This is a genomic window from Parabacteroides distasonis ATCC 8503 (assembly GCF_000012845.1).
Classification (GTDB): Bacteria; Bacteroidota; Bacteroidia; order Bacteroidales; family Tannerellaceae; genus Parabacteroides; species Parabacteroides distasonis.
This window is the reverse complement of record NC_009615.1, coordinates 3,063,032-3,081,229: the sequence shown is the minus strand read 5'-3', so window position 1 is coordinate 3,081,229 and position 18,198 is coordinate 3,063,032. Positions and strand designations below refer to the sequence as shown.

The window sequence follows — 18,198 nt, the reverse complement described above, 5'->3', positions numbered from 1 at the left end:
ATGTAAGAATATGAAAAAAGTACTTTTATTACCCATGATGTTGATGGGTGTGGCTTTGAGCTTCACTTCTTGTGGAGACAACGATGATCCGGGCAAGGACCCCGATGTTGTAACTTATGACTTTAAGAATCTTCCTGCGGATTCGGGTGCAAAACCAACAGAAGATCAGATGAGTGCGGTTGTCGCTACTTTCGTTGATGAGGTAGCTTTGCCTACCTATAAGGATATGTTGACAAAGATGACTGCCTATAAAAATGCGGTAGACAAGTTCATCGCGTCTGGTTCTAAGAATGATTTAGCGGATGCCTGCGACGCTTGGCGTGCGGTTCGTGTACCTTGGGAACAAAGTGAGGCATTCTTGTTCGGTGTGGCGGATTTGGCACAGCTCGACCCGAGCTTGGATAGCTGGCCTTTGGATAAGAACGGTATAGAGGAGATTATAGCTACAGGAGAATTCAGCAAGATTTCAGGAGCTGTAGACGAAGACGCGGAAGATGGTCCTCAAAATTTACGTGGATTCCATACGGCGGAAAAGATGTTATTCTTAGACGGCGAGCCTCGTGATCTGGAAACAAGCCCGTTCGCAAAGAATGAATTGGAGTATTTGAAGTTAGTGTCCGAACGTATGTTATCTGATACTCAAGACTTATACAATGGTTGGTTGAAAGGCTTAGGAACTTCGGATGTTCCTTCTTCTTATGCGGAGGCTATGAAGAAACATGACGGTTCTGCCTATTCCATTGGTAATGTTTATCAGGCGATTGAGCTTATGCTGAATGGAAATAATGGTATGGCCGGAATCTCCAATGAAGTAGGTTCCGCTAAGATAACTGACCCGGTGACCGCATGGAATGGAAGTAATAAAGACGCTACTGACCCGAATAACCCCGGTGTCTTGGCTGTAGAGTCTTGGTATAGCTGGAATTCCTTGGACGACTATAAGAACAATATCGTAAGTATCAAGAACGCTTATTTCGGCGGTCGTGATTTGGATGAGGAATCCGCTTCCGAGAGTAGCTTGCATGCGTTGACTAAAATGATTAATCCTACGTTGGATAGTTTGATGGTAGTTCAAATTGATAAGACAATCGACGCTATCAATGCGATCGGCTATCCTTTCCGTAACAATCTAGGGGATACGGAGCATATCAATACGGCTACAGAAGCTTGCGCTGATTTAACGACAGGTTTGGGCGTTGTTAAGTCTAAGTTCACGAACTAATCGGACAAGCCGATACGATGAAACGAAGATTACTTCTATTATTCGCTTTATCCGGTAGTCTGCTGTGTAGTTGCGAATCCGAGGACTTGGAAAATTGGCAGGTTAAGAAACCCAATGGGCAGGTAGCTTCCGAGAAGGAGTTGTCCGCGGGTATCTCAACCATTTTCTCCAATGCCCCGGATGCGTACGATACGCAGGCAAACTGGGTTACGGGCGAATTAGAGACGCGATTTAATCGTGGTGATGGATTGTACGACGATGCTCGCGGTGTTGAGAATGTGGATGGTGGAGGACTAGGGCCGCTTTATGCCGGATATTCTTGCGGTTCCTGTCATAAAAGTACCGGGCGGACCCGTCCGGCTATAGCTGATGGAGGTTCCGGCCCCGGCTTCTCATCCATGCTTATTTATATATCACGTAAAAGTGGCGGCTATTTTCAAGATTACGGCCGGGTACTACATGATCAAGCGATATACGGAACGAAACCGGAGGGAAGGGTTAAGATTACTACTACTTCCCAAAAATATACGTTTCCCGATGGGGAGGAATATGAGTTGGTCACTCCTCATTATGAGATAAAAGAATGGTATGCCGATAGTATCCCGATGTCGGATTTACGGATTTCCGTACGTCAACCCTTACGGCATGTCGGAATGGGGCAGATGATGGCGCTCGACTTGGATATGCTAAAGCAGATCGCCGCTAAAAGCAATTATCCGGAATATGGTATTAGTGGACGTATAAACTATGTGACGGAAAAGGGAAAGAAACAGATCGGTATCTCTGGTAATAAGGCGAATCATGCCGACTTAACGGTGGAATTGGGATTCTCTTCCGACCTCGGTGTAACGAACGATCGTTTCCCGCATGAGGTAGGAGAAGGACAGGGTAATATGATGGGTTTTGCCATGACCGGGGCGCAGGTCTCTACGGAAGATATGGAAGATGTGGATTTATACCTCCAGACCTTGGGGGTACCCGCCCGTCGGAATGTGGATGATCCTACGGTTCTTCAAGGAGAGCAACTTTTCTATCAAGCGAAATGTCATTTATGCCATGTGACTTCCTTGAAGACACGCCCTCGCGGATCTGTCCTTTTGAATAATACGGAATTGCCTCAATTAGGTAATCAGGTGATCCATCCTTATTCGGACTTTTTATTGCATGATATGGGTGTTGAGCTAGGGGATGATTATCCCAGTGGCTTGGCCAACGGTAATGAATGGAGGACTACCCCGTTATGGGGATTGGGATTACAAGAGGTCGTAAACGGCCATACCTATTATTTACATGATGGCCGTGCCCGGAACCTGACGGAGGCTATTATGTGGCATGGTGGGGAAGGAGCTGCGTCGCGTACCCTATTCTCTCGCATGACAAAAGACGAGCGGGCCGCTCTGATTAAATTCCTACAAAGTTTATAAATAAATAACGCATAGAATCGAAATGAAAAAAATATATAGGACGTTGCTTGTGGTGCTTCTATCAGCAGGTGTTTTCTCCGTGAAAGCTCAAGATACAAAGAAAGAGATGGATGATAAATATGTAGAGAACGATGTGGTTTCACTAGCGGGAAAGAAGGGCTTTTCTTTTTCTACCAAGGCCGGTGATTTTTTGTTTAAGCCCTATGCGTTGGTACAGGCAAGCGCTTGCTACAACCGATATGACGACCAAGGGCTGGAAAGCCATTATGCCAAGAGCGTAGCGAACTCCGGTTTCGCGATCCCTAACGCTATTCTCGGTTTTACGGGTAAGGCTTTTGGACGGGTTACTTTCAATTTATCGCTGAATGCCGCTAAGAGTGGAGGTGCTTTATTGCAACAGGCTTGGTTCGACGTAGCGATCAAGGAGTCGTTTCGTATCCGTGTCGGTAAGTTCAAGACACCGTTTATGCATGGCTATTTAAGTACTTTGGGGGAGACGTTGTTTCCGGTACTGCCTTATTCCGCTTCCCAATCCGTATTGCTTCCTTACGACGTGAATTATGTCATACCGAATATGTCCACGGGATTCGACTTGGGTGTACAGGTACATGGTTTGATCCATGATAAATGGAATTATCAAGTCGGTATTTTTAATGGTACGGGTATCGACGTGAATTTGGCGACTAAGACAAACTGCGATGATCATAAATGGTTGCCTTCGCTGTTATATGCGGGTCGTCTGGCCTTTATGCCGAAGGGGGAGATGCCAACGTCTCAAGGCTCACCGGAGAATCTGAACGACGATAAGATGTCTATCGCCGTATCTGCCTCTTATAATGCGGAGGCCGAGTTCTTGACCAGTAGCGACACCCGTGTGGGCGTTGAGTTCGCATGGATCAAGAACCGCTGGTATGTGGCTGCCGAAGGTTACTATATGAATATGCATTTTACCAAGATCATGCAAAAGCCGGATAAGAATTTCTGGGGAGCTTACGCTCAATTGGGCTATTTCATCACTCCGAAATTGCAGGGTGCTTTGCGATATGATTTCTATGATCGTAACGCTACGGATGAGGGTGGTTTGTTGAATATGCCCGCCGCTGGTTTGAATTATTATTTCTTTAATAATAATTTGAAGCTACAGGTTATGTATCAATATCTAGGTCGTAGCGGTCATGCTACGCAGAATGACCGGGATGAGGACGCTATTGGATTGGCTCGTCACTCCGCTACGGCTATGTTGCAGTTCACGTTCTAATCTTTGGGTATGAAACGATATAGTCAATATATAATGTATGCCTTATTCCTGTTATTCGGGCTGGGTTGTGATGAGGGTAAGATTTATCCGGATGAGACGGTTGATTCCGGGCGAACCGCTACCGTGTCACTTTCTTTCACTGGCCTGAAAGCTTGGCCGAAGGAGAATATGCTCTCGTTATGTGCTTTTGGCGAGGATAAGTCGAAACCTTTGCAAACCCAGCGTATCAGTAAGCCGGCGGAAGACGGCAAAAGACTAAAACTCCGATTGAATAATGTCACTCCGGATACGAGGAGTATAGAGGTCGCTGTGATTAGTAGGGGATTGCGGTTGGTTTACTCCTATTATACGTCTCCGGTGGATGATTCGGACGAACCGCTTGATTTGTCTGTCGGCGAATTGGATTTAGCGAGCTTCAAACGTATACAAGCGCAGGTGTTCGACTTGAATTGCTTGTCATGTCATGGAGGAGGATCGGGATTGGCCGGTCAGCTGGATCTTAGGGACGATGTGGCTTATAAATCTTTAGTGAACGTAAAGGCGCCCCTTTCGGAAGAGGGTAAGAACTACGTGACCCCGGGTAATATAAACAATAGTTTCTTGCTGGATATATTGGAGAATAATCCGGTACATAAGGATATGTTCAATAGTTCCGGGAAACAGGAGGTCCTTGCTTTGATCCAAGGTTGGATCTTAGGAGGGGCATTGGATAATTGATAAGAAAGAAAATGATGAATTATACGAGGAGGATAGATACGGATAAAGCGGTAGAAATGCAAATCTCTTCATTCACGGGTAAAGGTGGAACAACGGAATATCAGGTGATGGTATCTATCACGGACCCTTGTTTGTCTTTCGTGGAGCAATTGCAAAACCTTTTGCGGGTTTATGTGACTGTCGTGAAGGAAGAGCTATCGAATGACGCTACCGCCGTTTTCCGCCGTTATTTTTTAAGTGACGCAGCTAATCAGACGGATAGCGTGATGGAGTGGGAGTGCGAGAGCGCCTTTTGCCCGCTCTCTATCGTTCAGCAGCCGCCTTTGAATGGAACAAAGATCGCTATGTGGACCTATTTGCAAACGGGGATGTCGGTACAAACGTACGATTCCGGTTTACTGGAAGCGTCGCATAACGGTTATAGGCACCTCTGGGGGGGAGGTGCCTTCAATAAGGCGGCCAATTCGGAATACCAGACCCGGCTTTTATTGAATGACTATGTGATGCAATTGATGGGGCAGCGTTGTACGTTGGCCTCTCATTGTGTCCGTACTTGGTTCTTTGTGCAAAACGTAGACGTGAATTACGCCGGTGTGGTGAAAGCCCGGAAAGAAGTTTTTATCACGCAGAATCTTACGGAGAAGACGCATTATATTGCTAGCACGGGTATTGAGGGACGTCATGCCGATCCCTCGGTGTTGGTACAGATGGACAGTTATGCGGTGGATGGATTGGAGCCGGGACAGATTCAGTTCCTTTACGCTCCCACGCACTTGAATCCTACTTATGAATATGGAGTAACTTTCGAGCGGGGTACGGCTGTTACGTATGGGGATCGTAAACAGGTCTTTATCTCGGGTACGGCGAGTATCGATAACCGGGGAGAGATTGTCTATCCGGGCGATATCGTAAAACAAACCGAGCGGATGATGGAAAATATCAGCGTGTTGCTGAAAGAGGCGGACGCTACTACTCGTGATATTACGCAGGCGATCTCCTATTTGAGAGATATGGCTGATTATGCGGTGGTTAAGAAGTATTTTGAGGCGCATTACCCGGATTTGCCACATTTGATAGTCTTGGCCCCCGTTTGCCGTCCCGGATGGTTGATAGAGACTGAGTGTATAGCGGTCGTGCCGACGGAGTCGTCCTTTAAGCCTTTGTGAAATAATAATAAATGTACGAGATATGGAAGAAAAAGGAGTATATTTGGCTATTCAAACACCAAGACAAGTTAGAAAGAAGCCTATGTATAAAAATGGAATGTACCGGGAAACCGATAAAATGAGTGATCTGATCTGCGAGAACTATCCGATGGTTTTAGTCATGAGCCGCTTTGGTATAGCGCTCGGGTTCGGAGAGAAGAATATCGGGGAGGTTTGCCGGCAGAATGGGGTGGATGCTTGTACTTTCCTGACGGTCGTGAATTTCTTGGTCGAGGAAGTGAATACGCCTGTCGAGAATATCAGCAAATGCCTGTCGATCGAGAACTTGATCCGCTATTTGCATAATGCCCATGATTACTTCTTGAACTTCCGCTTGCCACATATCCGTCGTAAATTGGTAGACGCTATATCCGGGTGCCCGGAGGATGTCGCTTTTGTGATCACGAAGTTTTTCGATGAGTATGCGGAGGAGGTAAATAAACATATGTCTTATGAGGAACGTGCTGTTTTCCCTTATGTCCGTAATTTGTTGGAAGGAAAGAGAGATCCGAAATACAATATTACGATCTTCCGTAAGCGTCATGATCAGATCGAGATGAAGATCACGGAGTTGAAAAATATCCTGATCAAATACTATCCGGGAGCGGGTACGAATATGCTGAATAGTGTCTTGTTCGATATTTTTGCCACGGAGGAAGACTTGGCTTCACATACCCGTGTGGAGGATTATTTGTTTGTACCGGCCATATTGGCTTTGGAAAAACAATTATAAGCATGAATCGATGAGTACAAATCTAAAGATTGCGATAGCCGAACCTTCTGTTATCATAAGGAGCGGACTGGAGAACCTGTTGAAACGGTTACCGGGTTTCCGTATCCAGATGGTGGAGATTCATTCGGTGGAATCTCTTTTCGACTCGCTTCGTATGCACAAACCGGATGTGTTGATCGTGAATCCGGCTTTGCCCGGCTATTTCACGTTGCAACATTTGAAGGAGGAAAGCGGCTGTGCCGAGATGAAATGTATCGCTTTATTATATTCTGTCTCAGACAGTGTGTTATTGCGTTCTTATGATGAACAAATTAACATATACGATAGCCCTGATGAGATCAAGCACAAATTGGAACGGTTGAACGCCGAGGTACTTCCGGATGACGAGCCGGAAGGGGATGACGAGCAACAATCGTTAAGCTCGAGGGAAAAAGAGATCGTAGTCTGCGTCGTGAAGGGAATGACAAACCGGGAGATAGCGGATCGTTTGTTTCTTTCTACGCATACGGTCATCACCCACCGCCGTAATATCGCTCGGAAACTTCAAATTCATAGTGCCAGCGGTCTTACGATCTATGCGATTGTCAATAAGCTGGTCGAATTAGGCGACATTAAACAGTAATCGTATATTTATAAGTAAGTTAAAGGGAATGTGGATAAGCGATAAAAGCGCCTTCCGCATTCCCTTTACTATTAATATAATTAAATTTAATGATCATATCTTATTAACGCTTATCGAAAACTAAAACCCGTTTATTCCTGTTTCTTCTTCAAATCATTAAGCTTATAAGAAATGAAGAAAGCATTTTTACTTGGATTAGCATTGTTATTTTCCTTATCTATGAGCGCACAGCATTTCGCGTTGAAGAACAATCTTCTCTACGACGCGACTACGACTCCGAACTTAGGATTCGAGGTGGGCTTAAGCAAAAAGGTTACATTGGATGTCTCGGCGGGATATAATCCTTTCAAGTTCAATGACGGTAAGAAACTGAAGCATTGGCTTGTCATGCCGGAAGTGCGTTATTGGACTTGCGAGAAATTCAACGGTACGTTTATTGGCGTGCATGCGTTGGGCGGACAGTATAATATCGCCGGGATTAAATTACCCTTTGGCATATTCCCTAATTTGAAGGATCATCGTTATGATGGTTATTTGTACGGTGGCGGACTTACGTTGGGACATCAATGGATACTGAATAAGCGTTGGAGTATAGAAGCCGCTATCGGCGCCGGTTATGCCCGTGTACATTATGATAAGTATAATTGCGGGGAATGTGGCTCCAAGATCGAGACCAAGAACTCGAACTATTGGGGTGTAACGAAAGCGGCCCTTTCTATCATTTATTTTATCCACTAAAAAACGATCTAGAGAGATATGAGACATTTATTGAGTATATGTATCGCTTTATTGTTCCTCGGAGGTGTGAGCCTACAGGCACAGAACGGTGTGCGGGGAACTGTTAGTTTCGAGAATGTAAGCGCAAAGAAGGACGGAAGCCAGCTTATGATGAATTTTACGACCAATCTGAGTAATCTGCGTTTGAAATCCCAAGAGATGGTCATACTGACACCGGTATTGCAATCGGTGGATAAATCGCAGTCTTACCAGTTTAACCCGATCGTGATTACCGGGCGGGCACGTATGAAGGCGTTGAACCGTGAGTTGGGTTTCGATAGTTATGAATTTCCCCAAACTCCTAGCTTGATTATCCGTCAGACGAAGAAGGGGCCGGAATTGATTCCGGTGGAATTGTCCGTACCCTATGCGGGATGGATGCGAAACGCTACCTTGATGGTGGATGAGAATACCACGGGATGCGCTTCTTGTGAGGTCTCAAATGACATCTATGGGGTGATGAGCCGTGTATTGCCTCCGTTAGCCCCTCCCGTTTATGAGCTTAGCTATGTTACTCCTCCGGTAGAACCTGTGAAACAACGGAGCGAGACGCATTCCGCTTATTTAAACTTTGAGGTAGGCAAGTCCGTATTGTTACGTGATTTCAAAGATAACGCTACCGTGCTGAATGAGGTGAATAAGATTGTAACGGAAGTCCGTAACGATAAGAATCTAAGCTTTACCGAATTTAAGGTTACCGGATACGCTTCCCCGGAAGGTGGCTACGATTATAATATGAGATTGTCCGAGAGTCGTGCCAAGGCTTTTGTCGCTTACATGAAAGATAAGGAGAAGATGGATCCTTCCTTGATGAAAGTGAATTGGATGGGTGAGGATTGGATCGGATTGCGTCAAGAGGTTACGAAATCAGATTTGGCGAATAAGAAGGAGATTCTGGAGATCTTGGATATTCAAGATATAAACAAGCGCAAGGCTAAACTACATGCCTTGAACGGAGGTCGGACTTATAAGATATTATTGGATAAATACTATCCTCCTTTAAGACGTATTGATTATACCTTGGCTTATATCGCACGTCCGTTCGACGTGAACGAGGCCAAGCAAGTGATCAAAACGAAACCTCAATATTTAAGTTTGAATGAGATGTTCTTGGTAGCCAATTCTTATGATAAAGGTAGCGATCAGTTCAAGGAGGTATTCGATATCGCCGTTCGTCTTTATCCGACCGACCCGATCGCTCAATTAAATACGGCGGCCCTTGAGATTGAGACTGGTGCTTACGATCCGGCCATCAGTCGTTTGCAAGGTATTAATTTGCCGGAAGCATGGAATAACCTAGGTGTCGCTTATGCGATGAAGAAGGATTATACGACCGCTATGCAATATTTCGATCAAGCTGCCCAAGCCGGCATGCAGGATGCCGCCGCGAACCGGGATGAGCTGGCCGCTTGGTTGGCCGAGCAATAATGGAGATACTTACCTTCGAATATAAAAAAAGCCCCCGTTTCCGGAGGCTTTTTTTGTGCTTATAATTTAGCTTTCCATTCATTCATCAACTCGGTAATGGTTTCCCGTACCGAAGTGATCTTATTCGCTCGCCAAGCGTTACTGCCGGCGAAAGCGTATCCATTCTCGAAATTCCCTTTGAAGGCGTTGTACAAGGCGGTGACGATACAATACGGGCTGCGTGATATATCGCACGTCTTGATACAGTTGAAGGGACAAGCTTTCGGTTGCTTGATTCCCGCCTTCACTTTCTCAAGGAAACTGCAATGGATGGCTCGTCCGGGCATGCCGACGGGACTTTTGATGATCTCTATGTCCTTCTCCTCTGCCTGTATATAGGTCTGTTTGAAGGCTTCCGAGGCATCGCATTCCGTGGTGGTAACGAACCGGGTTCCTAACTGAACGCCTGATGCTCCAAGGTCTATCATGCGTTTGATATCTTCACCCGTATAAATGCCTCCTGCCGCAATTACCGGGATCTTTTTGTCGTATTTCTGCTCGAAATGAGAGACTTCCTCTACGACTTGAGGTAATAATTCTTCCAATGAGAAATGCTGGTCTTCCAACTGGTTTTCCTTATATCCCAGATGTCCACCCGCTTTCGGGCCTTCTAGTACCACCGCATCCGGAAGATAATCATAGTTATTCTTCCATTTCTCGCAGATGATGCGTACGGCACGTGCGCTGGAAACGATGGGAACCAGCTTGGTGACGCTATCTTTCTTGAGGAAAGAAGGCAAGTCCAAAGGCAGTCCGGCACCGCTGAAAATGATGTCTACCTTTTCCGCTATACTGGTTTTCACCAATTCGGCGAAGTCGGAAAGAGCCACCATTACGTTTACGCCGATGATACCTTTCGCTTTTTCCCGGGCCTTGCGGATCTCTTCCGCTAACCCGAGATTCCCAGCTTCCGTATAATTGCTGGGTGACAATTTCTTATATAAAAGTCCGAGACCGGCTGCGGAGATAACGCCGATCCCACCTTCATTTGCAACGGCCGAGGCTAAGCCGGAAAGAGAGATGCCTACGCCCATTCCACCTTGGATGATTGGAATACGAGCCTTTAGGTCTCCGATTGTTAATGTCTTCATTAAAAAAATAAATATAGTGTTTCAATAATCGAGGCAAAGGTAGCACAATATCCCAATAAATGTGCGAAATGGACCAGAATTATCGCGCAAATATTCTAGTCATGTGCAATGTATGGAACGAACCGATTATTTTATGTAAATTCGTCCCTGAATAATTAGGCAAGACGTCTGTAACAGGATTGTAATGTATGTGAAACGGGTGTGAAACAGGAGCGTTGTAACTTTGCGACGCAAATATAGTTTTTATAGTTAGGAATGAAATTAGGAAAAGTTATAGCGCTCATGTTAGTGCTGCTTCCATTCAGTATGGGAGCGCAGGAGGTGGATCAGTCGGTGGAAAAACATATCGATTCCTTGGCTACGGAAGTGACTACCTTGGATAAGGTAGTCCAGAAGCTAAGCAAATTCAAGGTTTCCGCTTATATCCAAGGACAATACCAATATGGACAGGAGGACGCTACCTTGAAAGTGGGCGATAAGAACGAGAACTTGGATAAAGGGTTTAACCGGATCGGTATCCGCCGGGGGCGTATGAAGTTTGAGTACAATGATGGGATCGGAACAGGTGCTGTCCAGATCGAGGTGAATGATAAGGGAGTAAGTTTCCGTGATCTGTATATCGGTATCAAGGACCCTTGGACGAAGCGTAGCCAGTTGATGGCTGGTGTGTTCAACCGTCCTTTCGGTTATGAGGTCTGTTATTCCACGAGTTCTCTCGAATCTCCGGAGAGAGCGACTATTATCCAGTATTTCTTCCCGGATGAGCGTGACTTGGGAGCGATGCTTACCTTACGTACCAAGACTACCAGCCCATTGAGTTTCTTGCGATTGGATGCCGGTCTGTTTGCCGGAAACAGTATTAACCGGGAGACGGATAGCCGGAAAGATTTCATCGGGCGTCTGGGTGCCGAGAAGGCGATAGGCGACTGGGGAAAATGGGGAGCCGGTTTCTCCTATTACCATGGTTTTGTCTACAACCCGACTACCGAGGCGTATGAGATGCGTGGCAATCATTTCGTTAAGAGGGATATGGGAGAGACGGGTACTTATATGAAGCGCCAGTATTTAGGTTTGGATGGACAGTTTAGTTTTCTTTCATCTTTAGGAAAGACCACTCTCCGTGCGGAAGGTTTAATCGGTACCCAACCCGGTATCGCCGGGAGCAGTAAAAGCCCGAACTACAGTACCCGACCGGAGAATTTGCCGGAAAATTCTTTGTTCAAGCGTCCTTTCCTTGGTTACTTCTTTTATTTGGTACAGGATATAGGCGCCTCTCCTTTCTCCGCCGTATTGAAATATGACGTTTACGATCCGAATACGAAGGTGAGTGGAAATGAGGTCGGGGCGGAAAATAGTTTCACCTCAAAAACCGATTTGGCTCAAAGCACGATAGGTATCGGCGGTATCTATAATTTCAATAAACATATCCGTCTACAAGCTTACTACGAGTTTAACTTCAATGAGAAAAGTAATCTCGTGAAGGGCTACGAGAACGACCGGAAGGATAATGTATTGACAGTTCGTCTTCAATATAAGTTTTAATTCATAGGATTGTAATATCTGTTTCATCCCATTGAAATACCGAAGTATTTATTTTGTATCGTAAATAAAAGATAAATACAAAATAATGAAGAAGACGATTTTATTAGCTGCCATGGCAGCGTGTTTGTTTGCTACGAATGTGTTTGCCCAGAAGATAAAGGGTAGCGATACTTGTTTGCCTCTTACCCAGACTGAAGCCGAGAATTTCATGAATAAGAACAAAGCCGCTAAGATAACGGTGACGGGTGGTGGCTCCGGCGTGGGGATCTCCGCTTTGATGGAAGGCACTACGGATATAGCGATGGCTTCCCGTAAGATGAAATTCGACGAGCGCATGAAGTTGCAAGAAGCCGGAAAGAAAACGAAAGAGGAGGTGATCGCCTACGACGCTCTGGCTGTTGTCGTGCATCCTTCCAACAAGGTATCCAATCTGACCCGGGAGCAATTGGAAGGCATTTTTACCGGCAAGATTAAGAATTGGAAAGAAGTGGGTGGTGCGGATATGAAGATCGTGGCCTATTCCCGCGAGACTTCTTCCGGAACCTACGAGTTCTTCAAGGAGAGCGTGTTGAAAAATAAGAACTATATGAACGGTATCTTGAGCATGCCGGCTACAGGTGCCATTATACAAAGCGTAAGCCAGACGAAAGGAGCCATTGGCTATGTAGGTCTTGCTTATTTGAATAAAGAAGTGAAGCCGATCCATGTATCGTATGATGCCGGAAAATCCTACGTGGAGCCTTCGTTGGAGAACGCGAGGAATAAGACCTATCCGGTTGTCCGTCCGTTGTTCTATTACTATGAGACGAAGAATGCCTCAAAGGTGCGACCGTTCATCGATTATGTGATGTCTGCCGAAGGACAAGCGACGGTGAAGAAGGTTGGTTATATCCCGGTAAAGTAAGCGGAGAATCCGGACAGCGTTGTATGAGCACATCATACAACGCTGTCTAAGGTGCTTCGACAGTACTGTCTAAGGTGTTAAGACAACGCTGTCTTATGTGTTGGGATAAGATTGTCCGTCCGTCTCTTCCAGAAACTGATCCATATACAGATTCTCGCCATCCCATACGATATAAGAGAAGAATTGCATCCAATCCCCGGCTATGAGAATACGGGAGGTACGGCTTAACATCAAGTCCAACATGATGTGGCGATGGCCGAAAATGAAGAAGTTTATATCGGGATGCGTCTTTAGATATTCCTTGGCGAAAACAACCATATATTCTGCGTCTTCCCCTTGATACTTTTTAGCCTCTTGCTTTTCCAGTCCGCTCTTCCGGCTGTTGAGCGACCAGCCTAAAGCGAACCCGAACGTCCAGCGGGGATGTATTCCCGCATATAACCATTGGCAGAACTTGTTCCGGAAAATAGCCCTGATCAGACGGAATGCCTTACTCCGGAAATCTACCTCATCGCCATGCCCGAGGAAGAAACGTTTCCCTAATAAATCGACTGTCAAGGTATCCCGATGGATGATGGCGCCTATCTCTTTCGGCAAGTAGTCGAACATCCAGATGTCATGGTTACCGATAAAGATATGTATTTCTATACCTCTGTCCGCTAACTCGGCCAATTTCCCCAGAAAACGTACATGGCCTTTCGGCACGACGTATTTGTATTCGTACCAATAGTCGAATAGATCTCCCAGAAACCAAATGGCGGAAGCGTCTTCCTTGATGCTATCCAGCCAACGTACCAGTTTCTTCTCGATGGCTAAAGGGTCCTTGTGGAAACGGGCTCCCAGATGTGCGTCTGAGGCGAAATATATTTTCATAGAAAACCTAATTCCAGTTTAGCCTCCTCCGTCATCATGTCCTTGTCCCATTCCGGCTCGAAGACGAGGTTTACCTCTACATTGTTCACCCCATCGACCGCTTCTACCTTCATACGGACATCTTCCAATATGAAATCGGCCGCCGGACAGTTCGGGGCGGTGAGGGTCATATCGATGCGTACATTTTTTTCCTCATCGATATCTACCTTATATATAAGCCCAAGATCGTATACGTTTACGGGTATTTCCGGGTCGTATACCGTCTTCAGCATAGCGACGATCGCTTCTTCTGTTTGGAGAAATTCGTTGTTCATCTTCTTTTGTTTTATACGCGAATATACATTAATACTTCTATATACTAAACCGGGGGAAAAGAGAATTTGTTTCACCGGATCAGCCTTCCTTCGTCTGCATAGCTATAATAGCCGCTATCGGACAGGATGATATGGTCCAGTATCCTAATATCCATCAGCTTCGCCGCCTTTTGGATACGCTCGGTCAAGGCATCGTCGTGCGTACTGGGGCGGAGGCTACCGGATGGATGATTATGGCATAGGATTATACCGGAGGCCAAGGCGTTGATCGCCGCTTTTAATACCAAACGGATATCCACGGAAGTCTGGTTTACTCCGCCCTGACTGATTTTTACCTTTTGTATCACCTTATTTAATGGATTGGTTAGAGCGATCCAGAGTTCCTCATAAGGTAAATCGCATAGTTGGGTACGGAATAGGAGATAGGAGTCTTTGCTGCTTCGGATAGCATCTTGAGGAGACGCCTCTGAGGTTTCCCGCCGTTTCCCTAGTTCCATAGCGGCGCAGATCGTGACCGCCTTCGCCTCTCCGATACCTTTAAAGCCGGAAGTTAATTCTTTGATGGAACGTTTACCCAATGTATTCAGATTGTTGTTTACGGAGTGAAGTATCCGTTGAGAGAGTTGTACGGCCGTCTCCTCATTGTTGCCGGATCCGATCAGTATGGCGATCAATTCGGCATCGCTTAATACGGAAGCGCCTTTTTGAAGCATTTTCTCACGGGGCCTGTCTTCTTCGGCCCATTCCTTGATGGAAAGTTTTCCTGTCTTTTCTTTCATAGTCGGGAAAGGTTTATGATTTGGTTAAAAAAATAGTTCCCGCCTGCTTATCAAGCGGGAACCGTATATTTTGACAAGACCCGGATTACTCGCGGATACGGCCTACGTAAGAACCATCAGTCGTATTGATCTCGATAACCTCGCCCTCGTTGATGAACAACGGAACGCGAACTTCCGCACCAGTCTCTACGGTTGCCGGTTTCAAGGTGTTAGTAGCAGTGTCACCTTTAATACCCGGTTCTGTATAAGTAACTTTTAATTGAACTTTTGTAGGCATGTCGGCGAAAAGAACCGTATCGGTAGATGCATCAGAAACAACGTCTACAATTTCTCCCTCTTTCATGAAATCAACGCCGTTGATCAAGTTTTTGTCGATGATCACGTCATCGAATGTCTCTTGGTTCATGAAATGATAATGCTCGCCTTCCGTATAAGTGAACTGATACGGGCGACGTTCTACGCGTACATCTTCCAACTTCTCACCGATATTGAAACGACGCTCGATCTGACCGCCTTTTACAACATCTTTCAATGTGGTACGCATGATGGTATTACCTTTACCCGGTTTTACGTGAAGGAAATCGACGCAGAAATAGAGTTTTCCGTCCAAACGGATACAAGTTCCTTTCTTAATGTCTTGTGAATTGATCATATTTATTTTCTTTATTTATAATGTTATAGAGTAATCCTTAACGATTTTCGGGGGCAAAAGTAGTACATTCCTGCTAAAGTAGCAAAAAGTTTTGCGTATTTATATGGAAAAATAGTTGCAAATCAACCGAATAACCGGAACCAAGACCGCTGTCATGATACCCATCAAGCCAATCGCCAGTCCGCTTAATGCTCCTTCGATGGCCCCGATTTGAATGGCCGCTGCTGTTCCTACTCCATGGGAGGAAGCCCCTAACGCCAGTCCTTTAGCGATATGGCTATCTATTCCCAGTACCCTCATCACGATAGGGCCCACTATACTGCCAAAGATTCCTACCGCTACGACGATGACGGCGGTAAGTGAAGGTATGCCGCCCGCTTTCTCCGCTATCCCCATAGCGATCGGGGTGGTGACGGATTTCGGTTGGAGCGTGGCGATCAACGCTTGGTCGGCTCCCATCAATTTACCGATGATGATTACGCTTACGATTCCGACAATGGCCCCGACAAATACGGAAGTCAAGATCGAAACGACATTTCCCTTTAGATATTGGATTTGCTCATATAACACATAGCCAAGGGCCACTACGGAAGGCCCCAGCATAAAATGGATCAAATGACTGCTTTGCTGGAACGACTCATATTGAATGCCTAGGACTTCCAGTACCACGATAATCACGAAGATGGTCGTAAGCAAAGGATGCAAAAGACTGATATGGACTTTCTTGTAAAGAGCCAAGGAAGTCAGGTAGGTACCAATTACCAAGGTAAGAGCGAAAATCTCGGAATGCGCCAGATTATCCATGGTCTATTTCCCCTTTTCCAGTTTTTGTTGCACCAACGCTACGCTGGCGATGACTAAAATTGTACTTACTACGGAAGCGATCAGCAGGACTGCCCAATACTCGGAGATGATCCCGAAGGAATTCATAAGCCCTACACCAGCTGGAACGAAGAATAATCCCATGTTTTGGGTAAGAACCGTGGAAAGACGTTTCACCTTTTCAGGTTTTACTTTCTTGAACGCGAGGGCTAAAAATAATAGCACCATCCCAATTACGCTACCCGGTATGAAACCGTCGATAAAGTAGCTGATAAACTCTCCCGTGAAATAGAAGAAGAGAATGTAAAATGCTTCTGTTAGCATAGTTTTTCTACCTTTTTTGATAACCGCTACAAAGATAACAGCTATTTCGTAGATATGTTCTATAACATATTATTTTAACATTGTAGGGACGGCGTCCGTCCCCCCGTGGTATCAAGCTAACGCGGAAGTAATGAACATATAAATCATCATACCGATAATATCGTTGGTAATGGTGATAAACGGCCCGGTCGCCAAGGCCGGATCTATCTTCATCTTATCTAAGGTCATGGGAACTAACGTGCCGAATATACTGGCGAACATTACGACGGCGAATAGGCTTAAAGATACGGAGGCCGTAATCCCCCGGTCTCCCAGCATGAAGAAGTTGTAAATGAACACGACCAGACTGATAATGCTGGCATTGATTAACGAAACTACGGACTCTTTTAGGATTTGCGGTACGATATTCCCTTCCTTCAAGGTATTGTTTGCCAAGCCTTGTACCACGATAGCGGAAGATTGTATGCCTACGTTTCCACCGGTACCACCGATCAGCGGGATAAATAGCGCCATCTTCGGGTTAGTGGCGAAACTGCTCTCGAAACCACCGAGGATAACGGAGTTTCCCAATCCTCCGATCATGCCGATCAGCAGCCAAGGTAGGCGGGCGGCGGTTTGGGTGAATACATTATCCGAGGTTTCCACGTCTTGCGAGATACCGGATGCCAACTGGTAATCACGCTCGTGTTGCTCGCGTACCTCATCCATAACGTCATCGATCGTGATACGTCCTACCAGACGTCCGATACTATCGACTACGGGCAAGGCTACCAAGTCGTATTTCTCGATCGTCTCCGTAACCTCCTCGATACTGTCGCTGTCGCGAACGGAGATCGGGTCTTTTTTCATGACATGCTTGATCTTGGAGACGGATGGGTGGGTAATCAGTTTCTGCAAGGGGAGCACGCCTTTCAAGCGCTCGTCGTCGTCCACTACATATACATAATAGATCTCGCTCATCTCCTCCGCTTGCTTGCGCATCTCGTCGATACATTTGGGCATACTCCAATTCTCGTTCACCACGATCATCTCGGTACCCATCAAACCGCCGGCGGTGTCCTCGTCGTATTTCAACAAGTCCACGATATCACCGGCCTGTTCTACGTCCTCGATATGCGAAAGGATCTCCTCTTGGGTATCCTCGTCCAACTCACGCATCAAGTCAACGGCATCATCCGTTTCCATGTTATCGACGAAACGCTTGGCGATAAGCTCATTGGGAAGTTCCTTCAATAACTTATGACGGTCTTCCTCATCCAACTCCATCAATACATCCGCCGCTTTGTCGCCATCCATCAATAGATAGAGATAAATGGCCTCTTGCAAGTTCAGTTCTTGATAAAGCTCGGCTATATCGGCAGGATACAGTTCATGAAGTACCTCCTGTGCCTTCGCGTCATCTTTGGCCTCGATGATGCTTTTCAGGTTCTCGATGTAATCTTTCGTCAGTTCGATCATTGGACTCTTATATT

Annotated in this window: 19 protein-coding genes; 11 read left to right on the top strand and 8 right to left on the bottom strand. The window is 45.9% G+C overall.

Translation table 11 applies throughout. The features are described from left to right. The first annotated feature begins 10 nt into the window (after nucleotides 1-10). The 9 genes from BDI_RS13005 (at nucleotide 11) to BDI_RS12965 (ending at nucleotide 9,386) form a co-directional block, all read left to right on the top strand. Nucleotides 11-1,222 (top strand): imelysin family protein, encoded by a 1,212-nt coding sequence (locus tag BDI_RS13005; protein ID WP_008780678.1) that lies wholly within the window; start codon nucleotides 11-13, stop codon nucleotides 1,220-1,222. A 17-nt stretch (nucleotides 1,223-1,239) separates the two neighbouring features. Continuing rightward, nucleotides 1,240-2,646 (top strand): di-heme oxidoredictase family protein, encoded by a 1,407-nt coding sequence (locus BDI_RS13000; protein ID WP_005861168.1) that lies wholly within the window; start codon nucleotides 1,240-1,242, stop codon nucleotides 2,644-2,646. A gap of 22 nt (nucleotides 2,647-2,668) precedes the next feature. Beyond that, entirely contained in the window at nucleotides 2,669-3,904 is a 1,236-nt protein-coding gene (locus BDI_RS12995; protein WP_005866751.1) for a porin, read from the top strand. Between the two features lie 9 nt (nucleotides 3,905-3,913). After that, entirely contained in the window at nucleotides 3,914-4,621 is a 708-nt protein-coding gene (locus BDI_RS12990) for a hypothetical protein (RefSeq protein WP_005861178.1), read from the top strand. An 11-nt stretch (nucleotides 4,622-4,632) separates the two neighbouring features. Then, on the top strand, nucleotides 4,633-5,787 hold the full coding sequence (locus BDI_RS12985) for a Rid family hydrolase (protein ID WP_008780679.1): 1,155 nt from the start codon (nucleotides 4,633-4,635) through the stop codon (nucleotides 5,785-5,787). 82 nt (nucleotides 5,788-5,869) lie between these two features. Further along, nucleotides 5,870-6,559, top strand: coding sequence for a hemerythrin domain-containing protein (locus tag BDI_RS12980; protein ID WP_010185248.1), 690 nt, complete (start codon nucleotides 5,870-5,872; stop codon nucleotides 6,557-6,559). Nucleotides 6,560-6,569: 10 nt separating this feature from the next. Next, nucleotides 6,570-7,181, top strand: coding sequence for a response regulator transcription factor (locus BDI_RS12975; RefSeq protein WP_005861184.1), 612 nt, complete (start codon nucleotides 6,570-6,572; stop codon nucleotides 7,179-7,181). 171 nt (nucleotides 7,182-7,352) lie between these two features. Continuing rightward, on the top strand, nucleotides 7,353-7,919 hold the full coding sequence (locus tag BDI_RS12970; protein ID WP_005861186.1) for a DUF3575 domain-containing protein: 567 nt from the start codon (nucleotides 7,353-7,355) through the stop codon (nucleotides 7,917-7,919). Nucleotides 7,920-7,937: 18 nt separating this feature from the next. Next, entirely contained in the window at nucleotides 7,938-9,386 is a 1,449-nt protein-coding gene (locus BDI_RS12965) for a DUF3868 domain-containing protein (RefSeq protein WP_008773891.1), read from the top strand. 59 nt (nucleotides 9,387-9,445) lie between these two features. Here BDI_RS12965 and BDI_RS12960 read toward each other — a convergent pair whose 3' ends face one another. Continuing rightward, on the bottom strand, nucleotides 9,446-10,516 hold the full coding sequence (locus BDI_RS12960; protein ID WP_005861189.1) for an NAD(P)H-dependent flavin oxidoreductase: 1,071 nt from the start codon (nucleotides 10,514-10,516) through the stop codon (nucleotides 9,446-9,448). Between the two features lie 255 nt (nucleotides 10,517-10,771). Between BDI_RS12960 and BDI_RS12955 the strand changes: the two genes are divergently transcribed. Continuing rightward, entirely contained in the window at nucleotides 10,772-12,058 is a 1,287-nt protein-coding gene (locus BDI_RS12955) for a hypothetical protein (protein WP_008780680.1), read from the top strand. Nucleotides 12,059-12,143: 85 nt separating this feature from the next. Further along, nucleotides 12,144-12,962 carry a PstS family phosphate ABC transporter substrate-binding protein gene (locus tag BDI_RS12950; protein ID WP_005861193.1) on the top strand — a complete coding sequence of 273 codons (819 nt, stop codon included), beginning with the start codon at nucleotides 12,144-12,146 and terminating at the stop codon, nucleotides 12,960-12,962. A 93-nt stretch (nucleotides 12,963-13,055) separates the two neighbouring features. Here the strand turns inward: BDI_RS12950 and BDI_RS12945 are convergent, their stop codons facing one another. From BDI_RS12945 to mgtE, 7 genes are all read right to left on the bottom strand, one after another. Further along, nucleotides 13,056-13,835: a UDP-2,3-diacylglucosamine diphosphatase gene (locus BDI_RS12945; RefSeq protein WP_005861197.1), complete on the bottom strand. Its 780-nt coding sequence runs from the start codon at nucleotides 13,833-13,835 to the stop codon at nucleotides 13,056-13,058. After that, complete coding sequence (locus BDI_RS12940) at nucleotides 13,832-14,149, bottom strand: metal-sulfur cluster assembly factor (protein WP_005861198.1); 318 nt, start codon at nucleotides 14,147-14,149, stop codon at nucleotides 13,832-13,834. The genes BDI_RS12945 and BDI_RS12940 overlap by 4 nt, the downstream gene beginning before the upstream one ends. A 71-nt stretch (nucleotides 14,150-14,220) precedes the next feature. Next, nucleotides 14,221-14,928: a RadC family protein gene (radC, locus tag BDI_RS12935; RefSeq protein WP_005861199.1), complete on the bottom strand. Its 708-nt coding sequence runs from the start codon at nucleotides 14,926-14,928 to the stop codon at nucleotides 14,221-14,223. Nucleotides 14,929-15,013: 85 nt separating this feature from the next. Next, nucleotides 15,014-15,580 carry an elongation factor P gene (gene efp / locus BDI_RS12930; RefSeq protein ID WP_005861200.1) on the bottom strand — a complete coding sequence of 189 codons (567 nt, stop codon included), beginning with the start codon at nucleotides 15,578-15,580 and terminating at the stop codon, nucleotides 15,014-15,016. Between the two features lie 99 nt (nucleotides 15,581-15,679). After that, a complete protein-coding gene (locus tag BDI_RS12925) occupies nucleotides 15,680-16,384 on the bottom strand; it encodes an LrgB family protein (RefSeq protein WP_005861201.1) in 705 nt (234 codons plus the stop codon). Nucleotides 16,385-16,387: 3 nt separating this feature from the next. Then, the gene (locus BDI_RS12920) at nucleotides 16,388-16,726 is read right to left on the bottom strand and encodes a CidA/LrgA family protein (RefSeq protein WP_005861203.1); all 339 of its coding nucleotides are present in this window, start codon (nucleotides 16,724-16,726) and stop codon (nucleotides 16,388-16,390) included. Nucleotides 16,727-16,837: 111 nt separating this feature from the next. Further along, complete coding sequence (mgtE, locus tag BDI_RS12915; protein WP_005861206.1) at nucleotides 16,838-18,184, bottom strand: magnesium transporter; 1,347 nt, start codon at nucleotides 18,182-18,184, stop codon at nucleotides 16,838-16,840. Between the last annotated feature and the right edge of the window lie 14 nt (nucleotides 18,185-18,198).